Genomic DNA, 25486 nt, shown 5'->3' on the forward strand with positions numbered 1-25486 from the left:
CCAGTACACCCAGTCTCTTACCCCTGGGCAACCGCTGCGCACTGTGACCTTGCCAACGGCGGCGGGTCTGTGCACGGGGTGCGTGGGGTCAGTCTCGCAGAGCGGTGAAGCGGCCCTGGTGATAGACCAGCGGACGGCCCGCCCCGGCGGGGTCCCCGGCCACGGCCTCGGCGATCACGATGCGGTGGTCCCCGGCCGGGATACGGGCCACGACACGGCAGACCAGCCAGGCCGGCACATCGGCGAGCAGCGGTACGCCCTCGGGGCCGGGGGCCCAGTCCGTCGGCGGGCCGAAGCGGTCGGCACCACTGCGGGCGAAGGTCGCGGCCAGTTCCTGCTGGTGCTCACCGAGCAGGTGGACGCCGACATGCTCGGCGTCGGCCAGTACGGGCCAGCTGGAGGAGGACGTACCGACGCCGAAGGAGAGCAGCGGGGGTTCGGCCGCGACGGAGGTCAGCGAGGTGGCGGTGAAGCCGACGGGGCGCTTCCCCGCCGCGGTGATCACCGCGACACCCGCGGCGTGGCGGCGGAAGACGGAGCGGAAGAGCTCGGACGTGGTGACCGCCGGGGAGGTGGCGAGGTCGGGCGAAGCCGTCATGGACATGTCCTTCTGCGGGAGAGGCGTACGGGTCCGTGGGTGCTCAGACACCCGGACAACGCGCACTCGCGCAGCGTGCGAGGTCCACATGGACCCGGCCGTGGAGAAGGAGTTCTGGCGGCATAACGTCAGACTGACGATGCGCGGTGGGTGCAGTCAAGGGAGTTCCGCAAGGTGCGATATGCGTCACGGTCCGTCATATGGCGTGTCCCAGCGCCGCGACGACATCGACCGTCCGGGGCTGGCCGGACGCACGACGGACCACCTCGCCGTCCGCGTCGAGCACGAGGACGGTGGGCGTCTTCGTGATGTCCAGCCGCCGCACGAGCGCGAGATGGGCCTCGGCGTCGATCTCGATGTGCGCGACCCCGTCGACCATCCCGGCGACTTCCACCAGGGTGCGGCGGGTCGCCCGGCACGGCTGACAGAAGGCGCTGGAGAACTGCACGAGCGTCGCCCGTTCCCCCAGCTCCGCGCCGAGCTGGGATGCGTCGAGGCGCTGTGCGCCGTTCCGGCCGTCCACGTGGTGCCTCCTCGATCAGAGCTCTTCGCAAGAGGTCAGCACCGGCCGCCCTCCGGACATTCCCGCAGCTCCCGGGGGGCGCACACGTGACGAGAATCTCGCAGCCCGAGCCCACCGGGACTGGCCACCGGCTCCCACATGGGGCACCATCGCCACAATGCCGAATACCTACGGCTGCGTAACTTCCGCCGGGAGAACCCTCCCCAGGCACTGAAGAAGGGTCTTCACCAGATGGCAGAACTCGTCTATCGACCGGTCGTCGGCGCCGCTCGCACCCTGTTCAAGGCGCTCGACCTGAAGATCGACACTCAGGGTTCGGAGCACATCCCGAAGACCGGTGGTGCGGTGCTGGTCAGCAACCACATCAGCTACCTCGACTTCATCTTCACCGGCCTGGGCGCCCTGCCGCAGAAGCGGCTCGTCCGGTTCATGGCGAAGGAATCGGTCTTCCGGCACAAGGTCTCCGGTCCGCTGATGCGGGGAATGAAGCACATCCCGGTCGATCGCGACCAGGGCGAGCACGCGTACGCCCACGCCCTCAAGTCGCTGCGCTCCGGTGAGATCGTGGGGGTGTTCCCCGAGGCGACCATCTCGCAGTCGTTCACGCTGAAGAGCTTCAAGTCGGGCGCGGCGCGCCTCGCCCAGGAGGCCGGGGTCCCGCTGATCCCGATGGCACTGTGGGGCACGCAGCGGATCTGGACGAAGGGGCGGCCGCGTAATTTCCGGCGCAGCCACATCCCGATCACCATCCGGGTCGGCGAGCCCGTGGAGGCGCCCTCCGACCAGTACGCGGGCGCCATCACCCGGCGGCTGCGCGAGCGGGTGCAGGACCTTCTGGAGGCCGCCCAGCGCGCCTACCCGGTGCGCCCGAAGGACGCGAGCGACACCTGGTGGGTGCCGGCCCACCTCGGCGGTACGGCCCCGACGCCCGCCGAGGTGCGCGAGGCAGGCTGAGGGCGCTCCCGCCGATGGCGGGGGGGGGTGTCACTGCGCGGCGTGGACGGTGATCCGCGCCCCGGGGCTCAGCTGCTCCAGGGTCGCGGCGAGTTCGGCGCCCGCGGCGTCGAGCTCGCCGGTCGTCATGGGCGTGAGGCCCTCCAGCAGGAAGACGGCGTTCACCGAGTCCTCGGTGAGCCGGGTGCGCACGCCCTGGCGCCAGTTCCAGCGGCGGCAGGTGACGCCCTCGTCGTCGCACCAGACGACTTCGCCCGGCTCGGGATGCTCCACCGTCTCCTCTCCCCCGGCGACGATGGGGAACGGCTCGTCGCCGGTCGCGCGGATCAGCCGCATGCCGCCCTTGATGTGGTCGGTGTCCTCGCCGCCGACCGGGACGAGATGGGCGACGCTGATCGCGTTGTAGGCGTCGACGAGGAGGTTGATCCGGGGCAGCCCGCCGTCGGCGAGGGCGCGCCGGGCAAGCGCCTCGGCCGAATTGCGGGTGCGGGAGGGCTTGGCGCCGAAGGCCGTGTAGGTCTCGCGCCAGGCGATGATGCGCGGGTCCTCGTGCGGGGCGCGGCCCTCCAGGCGCTCGGCGAGCCTGCGGGAGGCGGCGTCCAGCAGGGCGGAGCTGCGGGCGTCACTGGGGCCGTTGACCAGGCCGCGCGCCTCGACGGCGAGGTGGGTGAAGCCCGGCGCGAGCGTGCGCACCTCGTCGGACACGGTGAACATGAGGGACATCGTCTGCCTTACCTTGGGCGGTGACCGGGGGGAACACGGATGCGGTGGAGCGGTTCGGTGCGTTCGGCGGCGTTCAGAGACCGGCGGGAAGCATCCGCCACAGCTCCACGCGGTCCCGGGCGCTTCTGAGCGCATGGAGGACCGTGGACACCGGTGCAGCATAGACTATCGGATAGTCCACTTCATTGAACTTTTCGCGCACGGTCCAGGCCACCCGCTCCGCCTCCAGGGAGAACTGCGCGTCGATGCCCGGCTTGTTGCCCCGCGGGTCCACGCGCGCCCAGCGCTCTTCGCCCGGCAGCCGCAGCGCGACGAGGCCGTGGACGATCGGATTCGTTCCGTCATCGTCCGCGAGGCGCTGATAGCAGAGCCCTGCGGGGATGCCACGGGCCCGCAGCAGGGCCACGAGCGCGATCGACTTGGCGTGGCAGATGCCGGTGCGGGCGGCGAGTACGCCGGAGGCCCGCCAGGTGACGCGCGGGTCTCCCGAGTCGGCGGAGTGCGGGATCGTGTCGCGCACGTGAACGAAAGCGGCTCGGGCGTATGCACATGCATCACTCCCGACACGCGAGAGGTCCGCGACGGTTTCCCTGACGCGCGGGCGTTCGTGATCGATGGCCTCGTCGGCCGCCAGATACAGGGAGATGTCCGAGGACTGCGGGGTCGGCTCCATTCCCCAGAGCGTACGAAACGGCCGACCGCAGATCCATTGATCTACGGTCGGCCGCATAGTCATACGGAAGGAGGGGGTGGCTAACGCGCCATCTCTTCCTTCAGTGCCTGGAGGAAGGCGTCGACGTCATCCTCGCCGGTGTCGAACGCGCACATCCAGCGGACGTCCCCGGCCGCCTCGTCCCAGAAGTAGAAGCGGAAGCGCTTCTGGAGCCGCTCGCTGACCGCGTGCGGCAGCCGGGCGAAGACGGCGTTCGCCTGGACCGGGTAGAGGATCTCCACCCCGTCGATCGCCCGGACGCCCTCCGCCAGCCGCTGGGCCATGGCGTTGGCGTGCCGCGCGTTGCGCAGCCAGAGGTCCTTGGCGAGCAGGGCCTCCAGCTGGACGGAGACGAAGCGCATCTTGGAGGCGAGTTGCATGGAGAGCTTACGCAGATGCTTCATCGCCCGGACGGCGTCGGGGTTCAGGACGACGACGGCTTCGCCGAACAGGGCCCCGTTCTTCGTGCCGCCGAAGGTCAGCACATCGACGCCGACCGCGTTGGTGAACGTCCGCATCGGCACGTCCAGGGAGGCGGCCGCGTTGGCTATCCGGGCCCCGTCGAGGTGCACCTTCATGCCGCGCTCGTGGGCGTGGTCGCAGATGGCGCGGATCTCGTCGGGGGTGTAGACGGTGCCCAGCTCGGTGTTCTGGGCGATCGAGACGACCTGCGGCATGGCCCGGTGCTCGTCGTCCCAGCCGTATGCCTGCCGGTCGATGAGCTCGGGGGTGAGCTTGCCGTCCGGGGTGGGCACGGTGAGGAGCTTGAGGCCGCCCATCCGCTCGGGGGCACCGCCCTCGTCCACGTTGATGTGTGCGGATTCGGCGCAGATGACCGCGCCCCAGCGGTCGGTGAGCGCCTGGAGGGCGACCACGTTGGCCCCGGTGCCGTTGAAGGCCGGGAAGGCCTCGGCGGTGGGCCCGAAGTGGCTGTGCATGATCCGCTGAAGGTGGCCGGTGTACTCGTCCTCGCCGTAGGCGACCTGGTGGCCGCCGTTGGCGAGGGCGATGGCAGCGAGGACCTCGGGGTGCGCGCCCGCGTAGTTGTCACTGGCGAATCCGCGTACCTGCGGATCGTGGTGACGTCGGGCGTCGGTCCTTACGGTTGCGGGGTCAGCCACAGGCGCTTTCCGTTCACTTCGGTGGCGGGCTGCTCCCAGACCCCGGTGATGGCCTCGGCCAGCTCCGTGACGTCGGTGAAGCCCGCGAACTTCGCATTCGGGCGCTCGGCGCGCATCGCGTCGTGCACCAGTGCCTTGACCACCAGGATCGCAGCAGCGGTACGCGGCCCCTCCTCGCCCCCGGCCTTGCGGAAGGCGTCCCCCAGCGCGAGGGTCCATGCCTCGGCCGCGGCCTTGGCGGCGGCGTAGGCGGCGTTGCCCGCGGTGGGCTTGCTGGCCCCGGCGGCGCTGATCAGGAGATACCGGCCCCGGTCGCTGCGCTGAAGGCCTTCCTGGAAGGCCAGCGAGGTCGACTGGACCGTGCGGATCAGCAGCTTCTCCAGCGCGTCCCAGTCGGACAGGGCGGTCTCCTCGAAGCTGGCGCTGCCGCGCCAGCCGCCGACGAGGTGCACCAGTCCGTCGATCCGGCCGAACTCCGCCTCGGTGCGCTTGGCCCAGTCGCGGGTGGCGTCGAGGTCGAGCAGATCGACGGTCTCGCCGGTGACGGTGGCTCCGCCGTGGGCGTACCGCGCGGCGTCCACGGCCTCGGCGAGCCGTTCGGGGTTGGCGTCGCAGCCGACGACGGTCGCACCGGCCTCGGCGAGCCGCAGCAGCGTCGCGCGGCCGGCCGGTCCGGCCGCTCCGGCAACCGCGACCACGGCGCCTTCGAGCGCACCGGTCCCGTTGCCCGTACCGATTCCGTTCATGGCCACCGCCTCCTCAGGAGAATGGTTCACGCGGCTGCCCGCTCGTCGTTCGCCGCGGTGATTCCCTTGGTGGAGGCAATCACGTGCTTCAGCTTCTTGGCGAGCGCCTCATAGAACATGCTCAGGGGAAACTCGTCAGGAAGCACGTCGTCGACGAGCTTGCGAGGGGGAAGTGTGAGGTCTAGGGCGTCGGGGCCCTTGGCCCAGCGGGATCCCGGGTGCGGGGCGAGGTAGGTGGAGACCAGGTCGTACGCGGCGAACCAGTGGACCAGCTTGGGGCGGTCGATGCCGTCGCGGTAGAGCTTCTCGATGTCCGCGCAGAGCTGGTTGGTGACCTGCGGGGCACGGTCCCAGTCGATCTTCAGGGTGTTGTCGGTCCAGCGGACGACGTCGTGCTTGTGGAGGTAGGCGAAGAGCAGTTGGCCGCCCAGGCCGTCGTAGTTGCGGACGCGCTCGCCGGAGACGGGGAAGCGGAACATCCGGTCGAAGAGCACCGCGTACTGCACGTCACGGCCGTGGGCGTTGCCCTCGGACTCCAGCTTCACGGCCTCCTTGAAGGCGGTGAGGTCGCAGCGCAGCTCCTCCAGGCCGTACATCCAGAACGGCTGGCGCTGCTTGATCATGAAGGGGTCGAACGGCAGGTCACCGTGGCTGTGGGTGCGGTCGTGGACCATGTCCCACAGGACGAACGCCTGCTCGCAGCGCTGCTGGTCGCCGATCATCTCGCGGATGTCGTCGGGCAGCTCCAGGCCGAGCAGGTCGACGGAGGCCTCGGTGACGCGGCGGAAGCGGGCGGCCTCGCGGTCGCAGAAGATGCCGCCCCAGCTGAAGCGCTCGGGGGCCTCGCGCACGGCGATGGTCTCCGGGAAGAGGACCGCGGAGTTCGTGTCGTACCCGGCGGTGAAGTCCTCGAAGGTGATGCCGCAGAAGAGCGGGTTGTCATAGCGGTTCGCCTCCAGGTCGGCGAGCCACTCGGGCCAGACCATCTTGAGGACGACCGCTTCGAGGTTGCGGTCGGGGTTGCCGTTCTGCGTGTACATCGCGAAGACGACGAGGTGCTGGAGGCCGTCGGTGCGGTTCTTCGCGGGCTGGAAGGCGAGCAGCGAGTCCAGGAAGTCCGGCACACGGAAGCCGTCGGCGGCCCAGCGGCGCAGGTCGGTGACGAGCGCGCGGTGGTAGTCGGCGTCGTGCGGCAGCAGCGGGGACAGCTCCTCGACCGCGCCGATCACGCGCTCGACGGCACGCTCGACGGTCGCGGGGGACGGGGCGCCCTCGGCCTCGAAGTCGATCGATCCGTCCTTGGACTGCCAGGGGCGGATCTCCTCGACGGCACCCTTGAGCACAGGCCAGGCCGGGTGCTCGACCACCCGCTGGGCCGTAGCTATCTCGCCTTCGGTGGCGTCGTGCACAAGAATTTCCGTCATAACACTTCCTCCACGGGAGAACCTCGCGTGGAGCCACCGTAGCCGCGCAGGGTTCCTCCCGACAAGGGGGGTCCTGAAAATTATCCTGTGCACCCCCATGGTCACCGCTGTTTTTCCTGTCACACCCCGGACAGAGGCACAGTTCCCGCAGTCGCTGCGGGAGCCTGCCGACCGGGCCCGCACGGCGGCAGACATCGGGAGCCCCGGCCGTTACCCTCCCCAGTGCCGTATTGCCGTACCTCCGCGCGGGCAGGAGCAGTTGGCGGACAACCGCCGACGGAAACGAGGTCGCCTTGTCTTTTCTCACCCTGGGTCATCGCGGAGTGATGGGTGTCGAGCCCGAGAACACCCTGCGCTCCTTCGTCCGCGCGCAGGCGTCCGGGATGGACGCCATCGAGCTGGACCTCCACCTGAGCAAGGACGGCGCGCTCGCCGTCATGCACGATGCCGCCGTCGACCGCACCACGGACGGAACCGGGCCGATCGCGGCCAAGACCCTGGCGGAGCTGCGCGAGCTCGACGCGGGTCAGGGCGAGCGGGTGCCCGTCTTCGAAGAGGTGCTGGAGGCCGTCTCCGCGCCGCTCCAGGCAGAGATCAAGGACGTGGCGGCGGCCCGCGCGCTGGCGGACGTGATGCTGGAGCGCGGTCTCGTCGGACGCGTGGAGGTGTCCTCGTTCCACGACGAGGCCGTCGTGGAGATCGCCCGGCTGGTGCCCGGCGTACGGACGGTGCTCATCGCCAGCCGCTGGGGCGCGGACGTGGTGGACCGGGCGAAGGCGGCGGGCGCGGCAACGCTCGCGCTGAACATCCGCCGCCTCACCCTGGAGGTGGTGGAGCAGGCGCACGCCGAGGGAGTGAAGGTGATCGGCTGGGTGGTCAACACCCAGGACCAGCTGCGCCTGGCGCGGGCGCTGGGGCTGGACGGCGCGACCACCGACTTCCCTGAGATCCGCCGCACCGGCCGCTTCACCGCCTGAGCCCGGCCGGGCGCGCCGGGCACACCGGGCACACCGGGCACGCCTCAGAGGCTCTTGACCAGCAGTTCGAAGGCCAGTCCGTCGCGCTGCGGGATGCCGAAGCGCTCGTCGCCGTACGGGAACGGGGTGAGCTCTCCCGTACGGCGGTAGCCTCGGCGCTCGTACCAGGCGATCAGGTCCTCGCGCACCGAGATCACCGTCATGTGCATCTCGCCGACGCCCCAGCTCTCCTTCGCGGTGCGCTCCGCCTCGGCGATGATCAGCTTGCCGAGTCCGCCGCCCTGAAGCCCGGGACGCACCGCGAACATGCCGAAGTAGGCGGCCTCGCCCCGGTGTTCGAGCTGGCAGCAGGCGACGAGCTCACCGTCCCGCTCGACCGCGAGGAGCCGTCCCGCCGGGGCGTCGAGGACCTCGCGCACTCCCTGTTCGTCGGTCCGCTGCCCCTGGAGGATGTCGGCCTCGGTGGTCCAGCCGGTGCGGCTGGAGTCCCCGCGGTAGGCCGACTCGATGAGGGCGACCAGCGCCGGGACGTCGTCCCCGGTCGCGTCGCGGAAGGTCAGCCGGGCCGAATCGGCGGGCGGGGCGGTGTCCATGGTGGCGCTCTCCGTTTCTCAGCGGCCTCTCCGCTGCCGTGCGTGCGATCGAGCGTAGCGCGACCTGTAGCGCCCCTCCCGGGCCCCGGCGCACCCCCTTCACACCCCTGTGCGCCGGGTTCGGCGGCGATCGCCCGGGCATCGACCAGTCGACCCGCAGGAGTGCCGTACGTCCGAGGGGGATGCGCGCCGTGCACGGAGGAACCCTGGTCGGCTGGATGCTGCTGGCGTTGTGCGCGGTGAGCGGCGCCTACTGCCTGCTGCACGCCCGTACGGGGACCCCGGCGGAGCGCCGCGCCGCGCGCGCGGAGGCGCTGATGGGCTTCGGCATGGCGGCGATGGCCGTACCCGCCGCGGTGCTGCCGCCCCCGGAGTGGGCGTGGGCACTGTATGCGGTGCTCTTCGGCGCCGCGGCGCTGCGGTCGCTGCGCCCCGCCCTGGGCGGCGGCCATCACCTGCACCACCTGATCGGCTCGCTGGCCATGGTCTACATGGCGATCACCATGGCCCCGGCGGTCTCGGGAGGCGGCGGGGACGGGCATGCCGGACACGGGGCGGCGGGCGGCGCCGGAGGGATACCCGCGCTGACGGGCGCGCTGCTCGTCTACTACGCGTTCTACGTACTGAGCTCGGCCGGGCGGCTGTTGCCCGTGGCCGCCGCGCCCGGCGGAGTGGTGCGCGTCGCCGGGCGCGGGCCCGGAGGATTCGGGAGCGGTACGGACGAACGCTCCGGGCTCACCACGGCCTGCCGGCTCACGATGGGCATCGCCATGTTCGCCATGCTGCTCACCCTGTGAGACGGGAAGTGGGACAGAAGCCCCGGCAAACCGTGGTCTGCGTCACTTGCCGGTCGCAGCCATACCAATGGAAGACCCGCCCCTCATAGTCTGAGGCCATGCTGGTCTCCCTCGCGCTGCTGCTGCTCGGTGCACTGACCGCTCTGGTGACCCCGCGACTCATGGCGCGCGCCCAGTGGCCGGAGCGCGAGCCGGTGGTGGCCCTGTGGGTCTGGCAGTGCGTGGTGGCGGGGGTCCTCGTCTCGTTCGCCCTGTCCATGACGTTGAGCGCGGCGGCCGCCTGGCAGGCGGTGCGCGGCCATGTCTTCGCCCCGGCCCCGCACGCCGTGGTCGAGGCGTACGCCCTGGCGGCGTACGGACCGTGGTCGGCGGTCATCGCGGTGCTGCTGGCGCTGGGCGGACTGTGGAGCGGCGCGATGCTGCTGAGGGAGATCCGGCGGGCGCGGCGGCGGCGCAGGCAGCGCCGGGCCGAGCTGCTGGTCCGCTCCCCTCTCCTGCCGGGCGAGGAACCGGGCGCCGACCGTCTTGTGGTGCTGGAGGGCGAGCGCCCCGACGCCTGGTGGCTGCCCGGTACCGCGCCGCAACTCGTCATCACCACCGCCGCGCTGAGCCGTCTGAAGGGCCGCCAGCTGGACGCCGTGCTCGCCCATGAGCAGGGCCACGCCCAGGCGCGGCACGACTGGCTGCTGCACTGCTCGTCGGCGCTGGCGGTGGGCTTCCCGCAGGTCCCGGTGTTCGCCGCGTTCCGCGACGAGATGCACCGGCTGGTCGAACTGGCCGCCGACGACGTGGCGTCACGCCGCTTCGGCCGGCTCACGACCGCGCTGGCCCTGGTCGGGCTCAACGAGGACCGGGGGGTGTTCGGCCCCTGCCCCACACCGGATGCCCAAGTCCCGCTGCGTGTCAACCGGTTGCTGGCCCCGGTCGAGCGTCTGACGGCGGGCCGTCGGCTGCGCCTGACGGCCGCGGCGGCGCTGGTGCCGGTGGTTCCGCTGGTCGTGGCGTTCGTTCCGGGTCTGCGGGCGCTGGGCTAGGAGTACGCCGGGCGGGGCGGGTTGGGCTTCGGACCGCGTCCTCCGCGAGGATCGCCCCCATGCGCTCCCTCCGAGTCTCCCCGCCGCAGCCCCTGCCCCGCCCCCGGACCGCCGCGCTGTGGACCGCGTCCGTCGCCGCTGCGGCCGCCCTGGCGCTGCTCGCCCTGGTGGCCGCGCGGTGGCCCCCGCTGCTGTCCCTGGACCGCATGGTCGCCGAGGCCCTGCACCGGGACGCGGTGGCCGATCCCGGGCTGGTCCGGGTGAGCCGGGTGCTGACGGACTGGGTGTGGGACCCCTGGACGATGCGCCTCCTGATCGCGGTGGCCGTGGTCGCCCTGTGGTGGCGGGGTGCGCGGCCGCTCGCCCTCCGGGTGGCCGCGACGAGCCTGCTCGCCTCCCTCCTCCAGCAGGGGCTGAAGACCGTCGTGGGGCGCGAGCGCCCGCAGTGGCCCGACCCGGTGGACACGGCCGACTACTCCGCGTTTCCCTCCGGCCACGCCATGACAGCGGCGGTCAGCTGCGGGCTGCTGGTCTGGCTGCTGCGGCTGTACGGCACGGGCCCCGGGGTGTGGGGTGCGGCGCTGGCCGTGGCGGTGGTCTCGGCGGTCGGCGTGGCGGTGACCCGGGTGTATCTGGGGGTGCACTGGCTGAGCGATGTCGTGGGCGGCGCGTTGCTGGGGGTGGCCGCGGTGGCGCTGTGCGCCGCCGGGTACGCACGGGTCCCGGCGCGCCGGGACCCGGCGGGCGCGGCCCGGACTCCCCGGCCCTGAGGGCCCTCGAACACCGCGGCGGGCCCGATGGCAGGCGGTCTTGTCGGCGTGGGAACGTACCGGGAAGGATCGCACCATGGTGGTCAAGGGTGTGCTGTTCGACTTCTCCGGAACCCTGTTCCGTATCGAGCCGGTCCGGGACTGGCTCGCGACCGTGCTGCGCGAGCGCGGCACCGAGGTGGCGCCGGAGGATTTCGAGCGGTACGTGCGTCAGCTCTCGGCCGCCGGTGCCCTGCCGGGCGGTCCGCCGCCGGTCCGGGTGCCGGAGCGGCTGGCCGGGTTGGTGGCCCGCCGGGACCTCAGCGCCACCCTGCACCGCGAGGCGTACACGGGTCTGGCCCGGCAGGTCGCCCTGCCCGATCCGGGGCTGTACGAGGCGCTCTACGACCGCCATATGCTGCCGGACGCCTGGCGCCCCTACCCGGACGCGGCGGAGGTGCTGGAGGGGCTGCGGCGGGCGGGCATCGCCACCGGGGTGGTCAGCAACATCGGCTGGGACCTGCGCCCCGTCTTTCGCGCCCATGGGCTCGACGCCCTGGTCGACGCCTATGTCCTGTCCTACGAGCACGGGATGCAGAAGCCCGCCGCCGGACTGTTCCGGACTGCCTGCTCGCTGATCGCCCGGGATCCGGCGGACGTGGTCATGGTCGGTGACGACCGCGGGGCCGACGGGGGCGCGGCGGCCGTCGGCTGCGAGGTCCGGTTCGTGGACCACCTGCCGGTGGCCGGGCGGCCGGACGGCCTGCGGTCGCTGGGACTCGTACCGCCCCGGGGCGGCAGCGCGGACGGCAGCCGGTCCGGGGTGTGAGGCATATCCCGCCGCGGAGGGGGTAGTAGGGGCGGATCGTGGCCGTAGCCTGGGAGCATGTCCCCGATGTCGTCGTCCGTTTCCGCGCGTTCCACTGCCGAGGTCAACGCGGAGATCCGCGACCTCTGGCAGCGCTCGGGCGGCCGACTGACCCCGCAGGACGAGAGGGAATACCAGCGGCTGCTGGTGGAGTGGGCCGCAGCCACCGGCGACACCGACCGGACCGCCGCCTGAGGGCTTCCGGGCCCCTATGACCGCGCGCGCGAAAAGCGCCCGATCCGGCGATCCCCCGCGTCGCCGGATCCGGGCGCATCCAGCATGTCCCGGCCCGGCTCACCGGTCAATGAATTTCCGCCGCTCACACGGCGGGGCCGATGCCTCCCGGGCGGAGAACCGCACGGAGGACACCGGCCCCGGAGTGTGCGACGGGTGATCCGGGGAGCCCGCCGACGGGTCAGCGGTCGAAGTAGTCCGGCTGCGTCTGCGCGTTGAGCTCGTCGAGCCTGACCCGCTTCGCCGGGTCGGTGCGCCGGTCCTTCAGCTTCAGCACGTCGAAGCCCTTGGCGATGTCGCTGGAGTAGATGTGACCGTTGTAGTAGTACGCCGACCAGGGGCCGGCCGTGGTGACCCGGTCGAGGGTGACCGGGCCGCGCTCGAAGAAGGCGATCTCCTTGGGCTTGGCCGAGTTGGTGAAGTCCCATACGGAGATGCCGCCCTGGTACCAGGCCTGGACCATCAGGTCGCGGCCCTTCACCGGGATGATCGAGCCGTTGTGGGCGACGCAGACCTCGACGTCGGCCTGGTGACGGTCGATCTTGAAGTAGCTGCGGAAGACCAGCTTGCGCTTGTCGCCCTTGCCCACGATGTCGTAGATGCCGTCGGCGCCGCGGTCGGGGCCGATCTCCTCGTTGCAGGTGGCCGCGCCGCCGCCGCCGAGCTCGTCGGTGAAGACGACCTTGTTCGCGCCCTGGTTGAAGGTCGCCGAGTGCCAGAACGCGAAGTTCACGTTGTCCTGGACGCGGTCGATGATCTTCGGGCGCTCCGGGTCCTTGATGGAGAACAGCAGACCGTCACCCATGCAGGCGCCGGCGGCCAGGTCCTTGGACGGCAGGACCGTGATGTCGTGGCAGCCGGTCGTCTTGGAGACACCCGGGTTCTCGGGCGCCCCCGGGTTGCCGCCGTCCGGGAAGAGCACCGGGAAGTTCACGATCCGGGCCTTCTGCGGCGCCTTGAGCGGCACCTTGATGATGGAGATCCCGTCGTGCGGCGGCTGGCAGTCCGGGAACGCCTCGTTGGGCGAGTACGAGGAGACGTACACGTACACGTTCTTCCTGCCGTCCGGCACCAGCGTGTGCGTGTGCGAGCCGCAGGCGGTCTCGACGGCGGCGATGTACTCCGGACGCCGCTTGTTGCTGATGTCGAAGATCTTCATGCCCTCCCAGGAGGACTTCTCCGTGGCCGGCTGGGAGGTGCTGGAGCACGAGTTGTCGCTGCGCGAGGAGTCGGTCGACAGGAACAGCAGGTTCCCGGAGACCGAGATGTCGTTCTGTGCGCCGGGGCAGAGCACCTGGGCGACGGTCTTCGGCTTCTTCGGCTTGCTGATGTCGTAGATGACGAAACCGTCGTAGTTGCCGACGTAGGCGTACTTCCCCTGGAACGCGAGGTCCGTGTTGGTGCCCTTCAGGTCGCCCTTCGGCACGTTCGCCAGGTGCTTGATGTTCGAGCTGTGGACGATCTCGTCCACGCCGGGTATGTCACCGGCGGCTATCGCGGCCCTGGCCTCGGCCTGCTCGCTGGTGGTGACGGAACCGCGTTCGGCCGGGGCATCGCCCGGGTCGGGCGTCGCGGCCGCTGTGGTGGCCGTCAGCAGCGTGGCGAGGAGTCCGGCTGCGGCTGCAACCGCGCCCAGGCGTCTGCGCCGCACGCGGGTGGTGTGCAACGAGGTCACTGCGTCCTCCCTTGTATCCGTTCGGGTCGAACGGTTCACGGACCCGGGCAGTATCGCCCCTCTCATGTACACATCAACAGATGGCAGCATGGACGCGCCGGAAGTTTCCGATCTCAGCTGTGTGGAAGCGTGTCAGGACGGTCCGCAACAGCCCACGTGCCACTGGAGGTCGCCGTGTTGATCCACCACCGGTCCGCAACCCTGCGCTCAACCACTCTCGCGGCAGCGGCAGTTGCCGCCGTACTCACCCTGGGAGCCTGTGACGCGGACAGCGGTGACGGGAGGCCGGCTGCGGGCAAGGACGCAGGTCCGGGTGTGGTGGCGCCCGGCAGACCGGGCGAACCCGCACGGACGCTCACCGCCGAGGAGGCCGCCGCGGAGACCGGCCAGGACACCGCCAACTCGGCGGACTTCCGCTATGCGCAGATGATGATCGAACACCACAGGCAAGCCCTCGTGATGACCGGACTCACCCCGGACCGGGCCTCGTCCACTTCGGTCAAGCGGCTCGCGGAACGTATATCCGCAGGCCAGAAACCCGAGATCGGGGCGATGGAAGGATGGCTGAAAAGAAACGGCGGGGACGAGCGGAAGCAGCACCACGACCACGCGGGGATGCCCGGCATGGCGACCGAGGCTCAGCTGAAGAAGCTGCGTGCCGCCGATGGCAAGGCCTTCGACAAGCTCTTCCTCGAACTGATGATCACCCATCACCAGGGGGCGATCACCATGGCCACGGAAGCGCTCTCCGAGGGGAACGACGTCATCGTCGAGCAGATGGCGAACGACGTCGTCGCCCAGCAGACCGTGGAGATCAACCGGATGCGCGCGCTGATGACGTGATGCGCGGGTATCCCGTGTTCCGGCCGTCGGTGCGATGCTGGAAGCACCCTCCGGGAAGAGGTGCGCCGTGCTCTCAGTCGCCGTCGTGGGTTCCGGTCCCAGCGGGGTCTACACCGCCCAGGCCCTGCTCCAGCAGTCGCTCGTGCCCGATGTCCGGGTGCACGTCCTGGACCGGCTGCCCACCCCGTACGGCCTCGTGCGGTACGGGGTCGCTCCCGACCACGAGAAGATCAAGTCGCTCCAGAACAGCCTCCGGGCGGTGCTGGAGGACGAGCGGGTCTCGTTCGTCGGCAACGTCGGCGTCGGTGGGGCGGACGGCGTCTCCCCCGCGCGGCTCGCCCGGCTGTACCACGCGGTCGTCTACTGCGTCGGGGCGGCGGCCGACCGCCCGCTGGCGGTGCCGGGCGAGGATCTGCCGGGGAGTTTTTCGGCCACCCGCTTCGTCTCCTGGTACAGCGCGCACCCCGACATCGCCGCCGACCCCTTCGCCCTGGACGCCCGCTCGGCCGTGGTGATCGGCGTGGGCAACGTGGCGGTCGACGTGGCCCGGATCCTGGCGCGCGGCGCGGACGAACTGCGCTCCACCGACGTGCCCCACGCCGCGCTGCGCACTCTCGCGGACAGCCGGGTGCGCGACGTGCACATCGTGGGCCGGCGGGGCCCCTCCCAGGCCCGGTTCACCACCAAGGAGCTGCGGGAGCTGGGGGCTCTGCCCGGCGCCCGGATCGTCGTCGACCCGGCGGAGCTGGCGCTCGACCCGGCGTACGCCGCTCCGGGCGCCCTCCCCGCATCGCCGCCGCTGCCCGCCGTGGTCCGGCGCAACCTGGAAGTGCTGCGCGGCTGGTCGGCGGGCGGAGGGCCGGTGGCGGAGGGGCTCGGAACCCCCGATGCCGTACGCCGCATCCGGTTGCGGTTCTTCCTGCGGCCGGTCGAGCTGCTGGAGCGCGGCGGGCGGGTGGCCGGGGTGCGCTTCGCCCGTACGGCTCCGGACGGCGCGGGGGGTGTACGGGACACCGGGGCGTACGAGGACGTCGAGGCGCAGCTCGTCCTGCGGGCCGTCGGCTATCGCGGAGTGGAGCTGCCGGGGCTGCCCTTCGACCCGGTGCGCGGGACGGTGCCGCACCGGGCGGGGCGGGTGGTTCGGGACGGGGCGCCGTCGCCGGGTGAGTACGTCGCCGGGTGGATCAAGCGGGGGCCGACCGGCGTGATCGGCTCGAACCGCTCGTGCGCCAAGGAGACCGTGGCCTCGCTGCTGGAGGACGCGCCCCTGCTGGAGTCGCGTACGGCGGCGGCGGACCCGTTGGCGGTGCTGAGGGGGTGGGGGCTGCGGCCGGTGGAGTGGGACGGCTGGCTGTCGATCGAGCGCGCGGAGGTGGAGCTCGGCCGGTCGCTGGGGCGCGGGCCGGTGAAGATTCCCGACTGGCCCGGGCTGCTGGCGGCGGCACGGGACGGGACAGGGACCGGTGAGCGGTGAGCCTTGCCGGTCTCACTCCCGGGTCGCCACCACCAGGCGTGCCCGGGGGCTGCCGTCGGGACGCAGGCCCAGCTCGGTCAACGGCAGCAGCCGCACGACGAAGCCGGCCTGCGTCAGGTCCTCCAGCACATCGCCGAGCCGGAACGTGCGGTAGTACATGATGAACTTCGGGCGCCACAGGGCGTTGCGCAGCCGCATCGCCGCGTCGAACCCGAACAGCGACCAGTAGGCGCGCGAGCCCACCGGGGGCGGTGCGCCGAGCGGGAAGACGAACTGGCCGCCCGGGCGGAGCGATCCGTACACCTCGGCGAAGAGCCCGAAGCGCTCCTCGGGCAGGAAGTGCCCGAACGCGCCGAAGCTCAGGGCGACATCGAAGGCGGGCGCGAAGGGCAAGGCGCGGGCGTCGGCCCGCACCCAGTGCACCGAAGGCCCGCCGCCCCCGGCAACCGCCGGGCCTTCGCCCCCGGCCGGGTACGCCGCGCGGTCCGGGAACGCGGCGCGGGCCTCGGCGAGCATGCCCGCGCTGAAGTCCACCCCGGTCACGCGTTCCCGGCACACCCGACGCAGCACTCCGACGCCCGCGCCGGTGCCGCAGCAGACGTCGAGCCCGGTGTCGAAGGGGCCCAGCGGACGCAGCGCCCGGGTGACGGCGTCGAGCACGCGGTCCGGGGTGCGGTAGGGCGTCTCGTCGAACTTCGGGGCGAGGAGATCGTATCCGCGCTCTGTCGAGGAGAGCGCCTGAACGGCCAGTTCGCGCACGGTGGGGCCATGTTTGGTGAACATCACGGACCAGCCTACCGACGCGGGGACGCCCGGCAGGCGCTTCCGCCACCCGCGACCCGCGTCAACGGCCCTCGGGAAGGCGTCGCTTGAGGGTGATAGCGACATCGGCGCCGTACGCCTGGGTCCAGGTGCGTCCGGCCCCGGACCTCCAGGTGACGTGGGCTGTGGAGCCGTCGGTCCGTACGTTCTCGACGGTCATGGCGCGGTCGCCGTCGCGCACGTCGCCCCTGCGCAGTGCGCCCGCCTCGACGGTGACGGGCTGCTCGCCGGGCGCGTTCTCGGCCTCCTCGGCCGCCCGTACGAGTGACGCGGCCAGCTCGCGGGCCGCGTCGGGGGTGCAGGACCAGGCGAGCTCTCCTGCCGGGGCCGAGGGCTCGACGGCTCCGCCTGCCCGGTACGAGAGCCGGACGGCGACGCGGGGATACCCGCCGGGCGGCACGGGGATGACCGTGGCCCGCACCTCGCGGCCCTCGGCGTCCGTGATCCCACTGCCCATGGTCGTCTCCTCGGTGTCCGCTACCCGTCCCGGCCCCTGTCCGGCCCCGGTACGGCTCCTGTCCGACCCGGTACGGCTTCGGTCGGGGCCCTGCCCAGCATGCCAGCCCCGGCGGCGGGCTACGCGAGCGGGCCGCGGGCGGCCCGGTCCCAAGCGGCACAGACGGCGCAGGTGCAGGTGCGGGCCGAGCGGCTCGGGTGCGGGCGTGACCGGGCCGTCCAGCGTGTGAGCGGGCCACTGTCAGTGGCCGGGTGCAGACTGGCACTGTTCCGGCACAACGGCGTATCGGGAGGTCTGGACCATGACCGACGTACTCCTCACCGCAGGCACCCGCAAGGGCCTCTTCATCGGCCGCAGACGCGGCGGGACCTGGGAGCTCACGGGCCCGCACTTCAACGCGCAGGCGATCTACTCGGTCGGCATCGACACCCGCGGGGACAGCCCGAGACTTCTGGTGGGCGGGGACAGCGCGCACTGGGGGCCGTCCGTCTTCCACTCCGACGACCTGGGCGAGACCTGGGTCGAGCCGCAGCGGCCCGCGGTGAAGTTCCCGAAGTTCACCGGGGCGTCCCTGGAGCGCGTCTGGCAGCTGCACCCGGCGGGCCCGGAGGCTCCGGACGTGGTCTACGCGGGCACCGAACCGGCCGCGCTGTTCCGTTCCGAGGACCGGGGCGAGTCCTTCGAGCTGGCGCGTCCGCTCTGGGAGCATCCGACCCGGTCGCGGTGGGAGCCGGGCGGCGGGGGCGAGGGGCTGCACACCGTCCTGACCGACCCGAGGGACGCCAAGGCGGTGACCGTCGCCGTATCGACGGCGGGGGTGTTCCGGACGAAGGACGGCGGAGCGACCTGGGCCCCGTCGAACAAGGGCGTCTCCGCGGTCTTCCTCCCCGATCCGGACCCGGAGTTCGGCCAGTGCGTCCACAAGGTCACCCGGGACGCGGCCGACCCGGACCGGCTCTATCTGCAGAACCACTGGGGCGTCTTCCGCAGCGACGACGGGGGCGGTCACTGGAGCGACATCGGCGCGGGCCTGCCCTCCGACTTCGGGTTCGCCGCGGCCGCGCACCCGCACCGCGGTGACACGGCGTACGTCTTCCCGATCAACGCCGACGCCGACCGGGTCCCGGCGGAGCACCGTTGCCGGGTGTTCAGGACGACCGACGCGGGTCGCACCTGGGAGCCGCTCACCGCGGGCCTGCCGGACGGCGCGCACTACGGCACGGTGCTGCGGGACGCCCTGTGCACAGACGACGCCGATCCCGCCGGCGTCTACTTCGGCAACCGCAACGGGGAGTTGTACGCGAGCGCGGACGACGGGGACACCTGGCAGCAGCTCGCCTCGCATCTGCCGGACGTCCTGTGCGTGCGGGCGGTGGTGCTCGACTGACGGCAGTTGATCGGAGTGGTCGTATCACCAGTAGAGTGCGGGCCGTGGCAGCACGACCGTTGAAAGAGATCATCGAGCCGGGGTGGGCCGACGCCCTCGAACCCGTCGCCGAACGCATCGCCGCTATGGGCGACTTCCTCCGCGCGGAGATCGCGGCGGGACGCACCTATCTGCCCTCGGGGCCGAATGTGCTGCGGGCGTTCCAGCAGCCGTTCGAGGAGGTGCGGGTGCTGGTCGTCGGCCAGGACCCGTACCCCACCCCGGGACACGCGATCGGGCTGAGCTTCGCTGTGGCCCCCGATGTCCGGCCGCTGCCGGGCAGTCTGGAGAACATCTTCCGGGAGCTCAACGCGGATCTCGGTCTGCCGAGGCCGTCCAACGGTGATCTCACGCCGTGGACCCGGCAGGGTGTGCTCCTGCTGAACCGGGCGCTGACCACCGCGCCCCGGCGGCCCGCCGCCCATCGGGGCAAGGGGTGGGAGGAGGTGACCGAGCAGGCCATCAAGGCACTGGTGGCCCGGGGCACACCGCTGGTGTCGGTGCTGTGGGGACGCGATGCCCGCAACCTGCGCCCGCAGTTGGGCGACTTCCCCGCGATCGAGTCCTCGCACCCCTCCCCCATGTCCGCGGACCGGGGCTTCTTCGGCTCGCGTCCGTTCAGCCGCGTCAATGAACTGCTGGAGCGCCAGGGGGCGCGGCCGGTGGACTGGCGGCTTCCGTGACGCATCCCCCGGCGGCGACCGCCCCGGCCCACCCGGACGCGTATGTCCTCGGGGTCGACTCCGGGGGTTCCGGACTGCGCGTGGCACTCGGTCGGGTGGATCCGGCCGGGCCGGTGTCGACGATGGTCTGCGCCGAACCCGTACGGACGGGTCCCGGCGGTATCGACGCCGTACATCTGCTGGACCAGCTGCTGCCTGCGGCCCGGGAGCTGCTGGCCCGGGCGGCGGCACCCGGCACGGCAGCACCAGGCACGGCGGCACCCGGCGCTGCGGCTGCCGGGGAGATCGCCGCGGTGGCGATCGGGGCCGCGGGGATGGCCACGCTGGGCGGGCGGTTGCGGGCGGAGCTTCCCGGTGCGCTCGCGGATGCGCTGGGCGTACGCAGGCTGGCGCTGGCCGCCGACGCGGTGACGGCGTACGCGGGCGCGGTCGGACAGCGTCCCGGGGTGGTCGTCGCGGGCGGCACGGGCATGATCGCCCTCGGTACGGACCTGGCGTCCTGGCGCAGGGCGGACGGCTGGGGCCATCTTCTGGGTGACAGCGGCGGCGGCGCGTGGATCGGCCGGGCCGGGCTGGACGCGGCGATGCGCGCGCACGACGGACGGCGGGGCGGTTCGCCCGCGCTGCTGGCCCGGCTGGTGTCCGTGTTCGGTCCGGCCGAGGATCTGCCGGGGCTGCTCTACCCCCGCTCCGACCGGCCCGCCGTACTGGCCTCGTTCGCCCCGGAGGTGGCGGCGTGCGCCGGAGCGGATCCGGTTGCGGCGGGCATTCTGCGCGAGGCCGCCCGCCATATCGCCGAGGCGGCCGCGGCCGTGTGCCCGAGAGGCGGGGGCGAAGGCCGGGCGGAAGGTGACGGAGAGGACGACAGGGGTGGCGCCACTAGTGGCAGCAGCAGCGGCGGCCGGAGTGAAGTGGCCCTGACCGGAGGCCTGTTCCGGATGGGCGAGCCCCTGCTCGCACCGCTGCGCGAGGAGTTGGCCCAGCTGCTCCCCCGGGCCCGGGTGGATACGGGGACGGGTGACCCGCTCACCGGCGCACTCCGGATCGCGCGCGCCCTGGCCGCGGACGATCTGCGGCTGCCGCGCCATCCGGCGATGCTCCGGGTGCCCACGGAGACATCGGAAGGCACGAAGAACGAGGCGACAGACAGGGATACTTCGGCTGTACATCACTCATCGGACATAAGCGGATAGTTAACGCTCGACCGGGCCCTCCCCGAACCGTGGGGCAGGCAAAACCAGTAGCATGCGGCGCCATGAGCACCCCCACTGGGCCCGCTTCCGGCCTGCCTGTACGAATGCCGCGACCTCGCCAGTCCGGACGGCACCGCCGCCCGGAGCCGGTGGTCGCACCTGAGGGCGCTGCCGCGCTCGTTCTCGCCGTTCCCGGTACGCCTTCTTCGGCCACGCGCAGCCTGGCCGAAGAAGTGATCAGCATCGCCCGTTCCGAGCTGCCCGGGCTCAACGCCCGGATCGGTTACCTCGACGGCGACGACGCCGAGTACCCGACCCTCGCCACCGTTCTCACCCACACCGCCGCCGAGCGCGTCGCGCGCTACGAGCAGGCCACCGCCGCCGGTCGCGAGGTCCCCGAGCCCGCAGGTCCGTCCGCCGTCGTGGTCCCGCTGCTCGCGGGTCCCGACAACGCGCTGATCCAACGGATACGGCAGGCCGTGACGGACAGCGGTACACAGGTCGAGCTGACCGACGTGCTCGGCCCGCACCCGCTGCTCGCCGAGGCGCTGCACGTGCGGCTGTCGGAGGCGGGTCTCGCGCGCGCCGACCGCGCCCGGCTGTTCACCGTCGCGACCGCCGCCGACGGCATCGTGCTGGCCACGGTGGGCGGTGAGGAGGCCGTACAGGCGGCCGGGATCACCGGCATGCTGCTGGCCGCCCGCCTCGCCGTGCCGGTGATGGCCGCCGCGCTGGACGTGGAGGGCTCGGTCGCCTCGATCGCGCAGCAGCTCCAGGCCTCCGGCTCGGCGCAGCTCGCGCTGGCGCCGTATCTGGTGGGCCCGGAGATCGACCCCGGTCTGCTGGACGCCGCCGCGAAGGAGGCGGGCTGCGCGACGGCCGAGCCGCTGGGCGCGTACCCGGCGATCGGCAAGCTCGTGCTGTCCCTGTACGCCACGGCGCTGGGCATCACGCCCGCGACGCCGCAGGGGACGCAGGGCGCTCAGGCGCACTGACCGGGGGCTGTCGCCCTCGCGGCGGCCCGGGAAGCCGGACAGCACAGTGGGCCCGAACCGGGGCGATTGCCTCCGGTTCGGGCCCACTGCGCTCTCCGTGTCCGGGTCCGGACACCCCCGGTCAGGTCAGGACGACGCAGGAAGCCGCCGGGATCTCGACGGAGCCCGCGTGCTGCGGGACGCCCGTCTCGGCGTCCACCGCGAACCAGCTGACGTTTCCGGAGTGCTCATTGGCCGCGTACAGCCACTGGCCTCTCGGGTCGAGGGTCAGATCGCGGGGCCAGCGGCCGCCGCAGCCCACGGTGGCCACCAGGGAGGCCTTCTCGCCGGTCTCGTCAAGGGTCAGCACCGAGATGCTGTCGTGGCCCCGGTTGGCGGTCCACAGGAAGCGTCCGTCAGGCGCGACGACCACCTCGGAGGGGTAGGTGCGCACCGCGTCGCCTGCGCGCTCGTGCCCGTCCTCGTGCTCGGGCAGCACCGGCGTCTCCCCGAGTACGTCGAGCCGGCCCCTGGCCGCGTCCCAGCGGCAGACGGTGAGGGTCGCCTCCAGCTCGCCCAGGACGTAGGCGAGCCGGCCCGAGGGGTGGAAGGCCAGGTGGCGCGGTCCGGTGCCCGGGCGCAGCGCGGTCTCCGTGTGCGGCCGCAAGGCGCCGGTGGCGGGGTCGAGGGCGCAGACCCGTACCGAGTCGGTGCCGAGGTCCACGCCCACCACCCAGCGCCCGGAGGGGTCGGCGAGGACCTGATGGGCGTGCGGTGCCTCCTGGCGGGCGGTGTCCGGGCCGCTGCCCTCGTGGCGGAGCACCGAGGAGACCGCACCGAGCGTCCCGTCGGCGCGGACCGGCAGGGCGGTGACGCTGCCGGAGCCGTAGTTGGCGGTGATCAGGTGGCCCGACGCCAGGGCGAGGTGGGTGGGCGCTTCGGCCTCGACGGGCCGGACGGGGCCCAGGAGGGCCGGTACGTCGCCGCTGACGTCGAAGGCGGCGGCGACTCCCGGGGTGCTCTCCCCGACCGCGTACAGGGCCGCAGGGGCCCCCGCGGGGGCGAGCGCGAGGAACGAGGGATCGGGCACGGCGTCCGTGGACCCGAGCACGGTCAGCGCGCCGGTGTCGCGGTCCACGGCGGCGGCGGTGATTCCTCTGCCGCCCGCCGAGGTGAACGAACCTATGAATGCCCGCCCGGCGCTGTTGCCGCTCATGGCGCTACCCCTCTTCACCGTCGCCGTGATCTTCCCGGCCGACGGTAGCAGTCAGGCCTTTGCGGTCTAGACCAACGCGCCGCCGGGGGACCGGGGCATACGCGGCAGACGGATTGGGCCAGTTCCGGGGCAGTCTCGGGCCGGTTCGGTGCAGCCTCGGACCGGTTCGGAGCAGCCTCGGACCGGTTCACGGAACGGCCGGAAGAGTGAAAGAGCCGATAACCGGAAGTGAAGAAGCCGGAAGACCCGAAGAAGTGAACAAGCAGCGGACTCCGGGTCCGGCCCCGACGGAACCCGGTGGGTTCAGGCGCCCACGATCGGCGCCCGGCCACCGCGCCCGCCGAGCGGTGCTGCCAGTGCGGCGAGCGCGCGTTCCAGGCCGTGCAGGTGGGCGAGGGCGGGGTCCGCGGCGCCGCCGGGCAGCTCGGCCGGGCGGAAGGCCCGGCGCCGCTGCCCCTCCGGCGCCGTGAGCGCCTCGACGGCGGCCTCCACGCGGGAGCACGCGGCCGTGAGCCGGGCGTCGTGCGAGGCGTCCGGGTCGGCCGCGATCGAGGCCAGGCCGCGGACCTCCCGTACGCAGTCGTCCAGCGACGCGAGCACCTGCCGGGCGCGCGCCTTGCGGGCCGCCAGCGGGCTCAGGGGGTGCACCAGCGGCGCGAGCGAAAGCCGGACCCGGCCGAGCAGCGACTCCAGCTCGGCGACGCGGGGCCCGGGGTCGGCGACCGTCGAACCGGCGAGGCGGTCGGCGGCCTCGGCCGTGCAGGCGTGCACGCACCGCAGGGCCTTCTGGATCCACGCGTCGGTGATGGCATGGGTCGTGACGGGCAGGACGAGCAGCACGGCGATCACCGCGCCGAGCGACCCGACGGCGGTCTCCGCGACGCGCAGCCACAGCAGCGAGGCGTCCAGCACGCCCAGGACGCCGTAGAGCATGCCCACCATCACCGTCACGAAGAACATCATCCAGCTGTACGAGACCGCCGCCGTGTAGAAGATCCCGAAGACGCAGACCGCGACGATGGCAGCGGTCGGGGCGCCCGCGCCGTCGAGGGGAATGGCCACGGCGAATCCGGCGACGATGCCGATGACCGTTCCCAGGACCCGCCGGAATCCCCGTACGAGCGTCTCCCCGCGCGAGGTGGTGTTGACGAAGACCCACCAGGTGGCGCCGACGGCCCAGTACCACCGCTGGTCCGACAGCACCTGCCCGAGCCCCAGCGCGAAGGCCCCGCCCAGTGTGGCCTGCACGGCCTGCCGGGTGGTGATCCGGGCCAGTCCGCGGCCCTCCGGGGGTGCGGGCGCCGCCGCGACGGGCAGCCGCCGCTCGTAGCACCACAGCCCGAACCGCACGGCGGACGAGACGCACAGGGACAGCACAACGGCCACGTACAGCTCGGGCAGCTGCTCGGGGACGGTGTGCAGGAACTGGGCGGCGAAGAACGTCATGAACGCGAAGACGCCCAGCGCGTGCCCGCGCGGCCCCCAGCGCCGGGCGTACACGCCCACGCCCATCACGGTGAGGAAGGCCAGGTCACGGGCGGCCGGCTGGTCGTGCAGCACAGCGGCCACGGCGAGGACGGGCAGGCCGACGAGGGGGAGCAGCGCCGTGGTGGCCGCCTGCCCGCGCACCGTCGGGTCGGTCACGGTGAAGAGGGCGAGCAGCGCCGCGAGGCCACCGGTGATGGCCGCGGCGAGCGAGAGACCGGCGAGGCCGCACAGCGCGACCGCGAGGCCGATCCCGAGCACCGCCCGGGCGGCGAAGCGCAGCCGCACCCGCCCCGGGTCCGGCGCCACGAACACCCTCTTCAGCACGCTTCTACCCCTTCCGCGTCACCACAGAGCTCGCATGAAAAAGGCGCCGCGGAGATCCGCAGCGCCATCGACGTAGACATAAGAGCATCCTCCGGACCCATGGATCAAACGAGGCGGAAAACGCTGCACCAATGGCCCACCCCTTGGCCCGAATGGTCGGCCATCAGCAGACCAACGGACCACCCTGAAGGAAGGACGGCCACCTCCCTGGCGACTACGCGTGGACGGCGGTCGGCGGGGAGGGCCGGACCGCGCCGCGACGCGGGTGACCTGGGTACAGTCGGGTCGAAACGGCTGAAGCCGACGGGGACGGGCCGGAAGGGATATGCGGATCATGGCGGTGGACGCGCTCGACACCCGGATCCTGCGGCTGCTGATCGAGCAGCCGCGCACCAGCGTCCGGGAGTACGCGCGCATCCTCGGTGTGGCCCGCGGCACGCTCCAGGCGCGGCTGGAGCGGCTGGAGCGGGACGGTGTGATCACCGGTACGGGCCCGACCCTCTCCCCCGCCGCCCTCGGCCACCCGGTGCTCGCCTTCGTCCACCTGGAGGTCACCCAGGGGCATCTGGTGGAGGTGGGCGACGCGCTGGCGGCCGTGCCCGAGATCATCGAGGCGTTCTCGACGACGGGCGGCGGTGATCTCCTGACCCGTGTCGTCGCCCGGGACAACGGACATCTGGAGGACGTGATCCAGCGGCTGATCCAGTTGCCGGGCGTCGTCAGGACGCGGACGGAAGTGGCGCTGCGCGAGCGGGTGGCACACCGGGTGCTGCCACTGGTGGAGTCCGTGGGACGCGCGGCGGGCGGCAGCCAGGGGCGCCCGGGGGCCCCTCGCGAGTGACCGGCCCGGCCGCCCGT

General features: G+C 72.3%; 27 protein-coding genes. 14 read left to right on the forward strand and 13 right to left on the reverse strand.

The features are described from left to right. Positions 1 to 88 precede the first annotated feature (88 nt). Both RI138_RS01815 and RI138_RS01820 read right to left on the reverse strand, forming a co-directional pair. The gene (locus RI138_RS01815; protein ID WP_096628109.1) at positions 89 to 598 is read right to left on the reverse strand and encodes a flavin reductase family protein; all 510 of its coding nucleotides are present in this window, start codon (positions 596 to 598) and stop codon (positions 89 to 91) included. Positions 599 to 794: 196 nt separating this feature from the next. Then, complete coding sequence (locus RI138_RS01820; protein WP_311118479.1) at positions 795 to 1121, reverse strand: thioredoxin family protein; 327 nt, start codon at positions 1119 to 1121, stop codon at positions 795 to 797. Between the two features lie 231 nt (positions 1122 to 1352). Here RI138_RS01820 and RI138_RS01825 point away from each other — a divergent pair, with 231 nt between their 5' ends. Beyond that, a complete protein-coding gene (locus RI138_RS01825) occupies positions 1353 to 2075 on the forward strand; it encodes a lysophospholipid acyltransferase family protein (RefSeq protein WP_311118480.1) in 723 nt (240 codons plus the stop codon). 30 nt (positions 2076 to 2105) lie between these two features. On the opposite strand, the gene RI138_RS01830 is transcribed toward RI138_RS01825, so the two are convergent. From RI138_RS01830 to RI138_RS01850, 5 genes are all read right to left on the reverse strand, one after another. Continuing rightward, positions 2106 to 2798 carry a B3/B4 domain-containing protein gene (locus RI138_RS01830; RefSeq protein WP_311118481.1) on the reverse strand — a complete coding sequence of 231 codons (693 nt, stop codon included), beginning with the start codon at positions 2796 to 2798 and terminating at the stop codon, positions 2106 to 2108. Between the two features lie 73 nt (positions 2799 to 2871). After that, a complete protein-coding gene (locus tag RI138_RS01835; RefSeq protein ID WP_311118482.1) occupies positions 2872 to 3471 on the reverse strand; it encodes a transglutaminase-like domain-containing protein in 600 nt (199 codons plus the stop codon). An 80-nt stretch (positions 3472 to 3551) separates the two neighbouring features. Beyond that, positions 3552 to 4631, reverse strand: coding sequence for a threonine aldolase family protein (locus tag RI138_RS01840; protein ID WP_311118483.1), 1080 nt, complete (start codon positions 4629 to 4631; stop codon positions 3552 to 3554). After that, positions 4610 to 5377 carry an SDR family NAD(P)-dependent oxidoreductase gene (locus tag RI138_RS01845; protein ID WP_096628100.1) on the reverse strand — a complete coding sequence of 256 codons (768 nt, stop codon included), beginning with the start codon at positions 5375 to 5377 and terminating at the stop codon, positions 4610 to 4612. The genes RI138_RS01840 and RI138_RS01845 overlap by 22 nt, the downstream gene beginning before the upstream one ends. 26 nt (positions 5378 to 5403) lie before the next feature. Beyond that, positions 5404 to 6801, reverse strand: coding sequence for a DUF6421 family protein (locus RI138_RS01850; RefSeq protein ID WP_311118484.1), 1398 nt, complete (start codon positions 6799 to 6801; stop codon positions 5404 to 5406). A 293-nt stretch (positions 6802 to 7094) separates the two neighbouring features. On the opposite strand from RI138_RS01850, the gene RI138_RS01855 reads away from it, so the two are divergent. Continuing rightward, positions 7095 to 7778, forward strand: a complete 684-nt coding sequence (locus RI138_RS01855; protein ID WP_311118485.1) for a glycerophosphodiester phosphodiesterase — start codon at positions 7095 to 7097, stop codon at positions 7776 to 7778. A 44-nt stretch (positions 7779 to 7822) separates the two neighbouring features. On the opposite strand, the gene RI138_RS01860 is transcribed toward RI138_RS01855, so the two are convergent. Beyond that, complete coding sequence (locus RI138_RS01860; RefSeq protein WP_311118486.1) at positions 7823 to 8371, reverse strand: GNAT family N-acetyltransferase; 549 nt, start codon at positions 8369 to 8371, stop codon at positions 7823 to 7825. 191 nt (positions 8372 to 8562) lie between these two features. On the opposite strand from RI138_RS01860, the gene RI138_RS01865 reads away from it, so the two are divergent. The 5 genes from RI138_RS01865 to RI138_RS01885 all read left to right on the forward strand — a co-directional run bounded on the left by RI138_RS01865 (position 8563) and on the right by RI138_RS01885 (position 12014). Then, positions 8563 to 9168, forward strand: a complete 606-nt coding sequence (locus RI138_RS01865; RefSeq protein WP_311118487.1) for a DUF5134 domain-containing protein — start codon at positions 8563 to 8565, stop codon at positions 9166 to 9168. Between the two features lie 98 nt (positions 9169 to 9266). Then, entirely contained in the window at positions 9267 to 10202 is a 936-nt protein-coding gene (locus RI138_RS01870; RefSeq protein ID WP_311118488.1) for a M56 family metallopeptidase, read from the forward strand. A gap of 59 nt (positions 10203 to 10261) precedes the next feature. Continuing rightward, positions 10262 to 10972 (forward strand): phosphatase PAP2 family protein, encoded by a 711-nt coding sequence (locus tag RI138_RS01875; protein ID WP_311118489.1) that lies wholly within the window; start codon positions 10262 to 10264, stop codon positions 10970 to 10972. A gap of 76 nt (positions 10973 to 11048) precedes the next feature. Next, complete coding sequence (locus RI138_RS01880; RefSeq protein WP_311118490.1) at positions 11049 to 11780, forward strand: HAD family hydrolase; 732 nt, start codon at positions 11049 to 11051, stop codon at positions 11778 to 11780. A gap of 57 nt (positions 11781 to 11837) precedes the next feature. Further along, positions 11838 to 12014 (forward strand): hypothetical protein, encoded by a 177-nt coding sequence (locus RI138_RS01885; protein ID WP_179500159.1) that lies wholly within the window; start codon positions 11838 to 11840, stop codon positions 12012 to 12014. Between the two features lie 220 nt (positions 12015 to 12234). Here the strand turns inward: RI138_RS01885 and RI138_RS01890 are convergent, their stop codons facing one another. Beyond that, on the reverse strand, positions 12235 to 13728 hold the full coding sequence (locus tag RI138_RS01890; protein WP_311118491.1) for an LVIVD repeat-containing protein: 1494 nt from the start codon (positions 13726 to 13728) through the stop codon (positions 12235 to 12237). Positions 13729 to 13884: 156 nt separating this feature from the next. Between RI138_RS01890 and RI138_RS01895 the strand changes: the two genes are divergently transcribed. Both RI138_RS01895 and RI138_RS01900 read left to right on the forward strand, forming a co-directional pair. Next, a complete protein-coding gene (locus RI138_RS01895; protein ID WP_311122785.1) occupies positions 13885 to 14571 on the forward strand; it encodes a DUF305 domain-containing protein in 687 nt (228 codons plus the stop codon). A gap of 67 nt (positions 14572 to 14638) precedes the next feature. Beyond that, on the forward strand, positions 14639 to 16045 hold the full coding sequence (locus RI138_RS01900; RefSeq protein WP_311118492.1) for an FAD-dependent oxidoreductase: 1407 nt from the start codon (positions 14639 to 14641) through the stop codon (positions 16043 to 16045). 12 nt (positions 16046 to 16057) lie between these two features. On the opposite strand, the gene RI138_RS01905 is transcribed toward RI138_RS01900, so the two are convergent. After that, positions 16058 to 16828, reverse strand: a complete 771-nt coding sequence (locus RI138_RS01905; RefSeq protein WP_096628085.1) for a class I SAM-dependent methyltransferase — start codon at positions 16826 to 16828, stop codon at positions 16058 to 16060. Between the two features lie 61 nt (positions 16829 to 16889). Beyond that, the gene (locus RI138_RS01910; protein WP_311118493.1) at positions 16890 to 17324 is read right to left on the reverse strand and encodes a hypothetical protein; all 435 of its coding nucleotides are present in this window, start codon (positions 17322 to 17324) and stop codon (positions 16890 to 16892) included. 301 nt (positions 17325 to 17625) lie between these two features. On the opposite strand from RI138_RS01910, the gene RI138_RS01915 reads away from it, so the two are divergent. The 4 genes from RI138_RS01915 (at position 17626) to RI138_RS01930 (ending at position 21621) form a co-directional block, all read left to right on the forward strand. Next, positions 17626 to 18711: a WD40/YVTN/BNR-like repeat-containing protein gene (locus tag RI138_RS01915; protein ID WP_311118494.1), complete on the forward strand. Its 1086-nt coding sequence runs from the start codon at positions 17626 to 17628 to the stop codon at positions 18709 to 18711. 44 nt (positions 18712 to 18755) lie between these two features. After that, positions 18756 to 19433 carry a uracil-DNA glycosylase gene (locus RI138_RS01920; protein WP_311118495.1) on the forward strand — a complete coding sequence of 226 codons (678 nt, stop codon included), beginning with the start codon at positions 18756 to 18758 and terminating at the stop codon, positions 19431 to 19433. Beyond that, on the forward strand, positions 19430 to 20626 hold the full coding sequence (locus RI138_RS01925; protein ID WP_311118496.1) for a BadF/BadG/BcrA/BcrD ATPase family protein: 1197 nt from the start codon (positions 19430 to 19432) through the stop codon (positions 20624 to 20626). Before RI138_RS01920 ends, RI138_RS01925 begins: the two co-directional genes overlap by 4 nt. A gap of 62 nt (positions 20627 to 20688) precedes the next feature. Further along, positions 20689 to 21621: a sirohydrochlorin chelatase gene (locus RI138_RS01930; protein WP_311118497.1), complete on the forward strand. Its 933-nt coding sequence runs from the start codon at positions 20689 to 20691 to the stop codon at positions 21619 to 21621. Between the two features lie 121 nt (positions 21622 to 21742). Here RI138_RS01930 and RI138_RS01935 read toward each other — a convergent pair whose 3' ends face one another. Both RI138_RS01935 and RI138_RS01940 read right to left on the reverse strand, forming a co-directional pair. Beyond that, positions 21743 to 22816 (reverse strand): lactonase family protein, encoded by a 1074-nt coding sequence (locus RI138_RS01935; protein WP_311118498.1) that lies wholly within the window; start codon positions 22814 to 22816, stop codon positions 21743 to 21745. A gap of 303 nt (positions 22817 to 23119) precedes the next feature. Then, entirely contained in the window at positions 23120 to 24628 is a 1509-nt protein-coding gene (locus RI138_RS01940) for an FUSC family protein (protein ID WP_311118499.1), read from the reverse strand. Positions 24629 to 24962: 334 nt separating this feature from the next. Here RI138_RS01940 and RI138_RS01945 point away from each other — a divergent pair, with 334 nt between their 5' ends. After that, positions 24963 to 25469, forward strand: a complete 507-nt coding sequence (locus RI138_RS01945; RefSeq protein ID WP_096628112.1) for an Lrp/AsnC family transcriptional regulator — start codon at positions 24963 to 24965, stop codon at positions 25467 to 25469. Positions 25470 to 25486: the final 17 nt, after the last annotated feature.

This window comes from Streptomyces durocortorensis (genome assembly GCF_031760065.1).
Taxonomy (GTDB): Bacteria; Actinomycetota; Actinomycetes; order Streptomycetales; family Streptomycetaceae; genus Streptomyces.

Coding starts and splice junctions, on each gene's coding strand:
- RI138_RS01830 (WP_311118481.1), bottom strand. CDS start 2,798: ATGTCCCTCATGTTCACCGTGTCCGACGAGGTGCGCACGCTCGCGCCG.
- RI138_RS01915 (WP_311118494.1), top strand. CDS start 17,626: ATGACCGACGTACTCCTCACCGCAGGCACCCGCAAGGGCCTCTTCATC.
- RI138_RS01935 (WP_311118498.1), bottom strand. CDS start 22,816: ATGAGCGGCAACAGCGCCGGGCGGGCATTCATAGGTTCGTTCACCTCG.
- RI138_RS01835 (WP_311118482.1), bottom strand. CDS start 3,471: ATGGAGCCGACCCCGCAGTCCTCGGACATCTCCCTGTATCTGGCGGCC.
- RI138_RS01875 (WP_311118489.1), top strand. CDS start 10,262: ATGCGCTCCCTCCGAGTCTCCCCGCCGCAGCCCCTGCCCCGCCCCCGG.
- RI138_RS01815 (WP_096628109.1), bottom strand. CDS start 598: ATGACGGCTTCGCCCGACCTCGCCACCTCCCCGGCGGTCACCACGTCC.
- RI138_RS01825 (WP_311118480.1), top strand. CDS start 1,353: ATGGCAGAACTCGTCTATCGACCGGTCGTCGGCGCCGCTCGCACCCTG.
- RI138_RS01850 (WP_311118484.1), bottom strand. CDS start 6,801: ATGACGGAAATTCTTGTGCACGACGCCACCGAAGGCGAGATAGCTACG.
- RI138_RS01870 (WP_311118488.1), top strand. CDS start 9,267: ATGCTGGTCTCCCTCGCGCTGCTGCTGCTCGGTGCACTGACCGCTCTG.
- RI138_RS01845 (WP_096628100.1), bottom strand. CDS start 5,377: ATGAACGGAATCGGTACGGGCAACGGGACCGGTGCGCTCGAAGGCGCC.
- RI138_RS01885 (WP_179500159.1), top strand. CDS start 11,838: ATGTCCCCGATGTCGTCGTCCGTTTCCGCGCGTTCCACTGCCGAGGTC.
- RI138_RS01905 (WP_096628085.1), bottom strand. CDS start 16,828: ATGTTCACCAAACATGGCCCCACCGTGCGCGAACTGGCCGTTCAGGCG.
- RI138_RS01945 (WP_096628112.1), top strand. CDS start 24,963: ATGGCGGTGGACGCGCTCGACACCCGGATCCTGCGGCTGCTGATCGAG.
- RI138_RS01880 (WP_311118490.1), top strand. CDS start 11,049: ATGGTGGTCAAGGGTGTGCTGTTCGACTTCTCCGGAACCCTGTTCCGT.
- RI138_RS01930 (WP_311118497.1), top strand. CDS start 20,689: ATGAGCACCCCCACTGGGCCCGCTTCCGGCCTGCCTGTACGAATGCCG.
- RI138_RS01860 (WP_311118486.1), bottom strand. CDS start 8,371: ATGGACACCGCCCCGCCCGCCGATTCGGCCCGGCTGACCTTCCGCGAC.
- RI138_RS01910 (WP_311118493.1), bottom strand. CDS start 17,324: ATGGGCAGTGGGATCACGGACGCCGAGGGCCGCGAGGTGCGGGCCACG.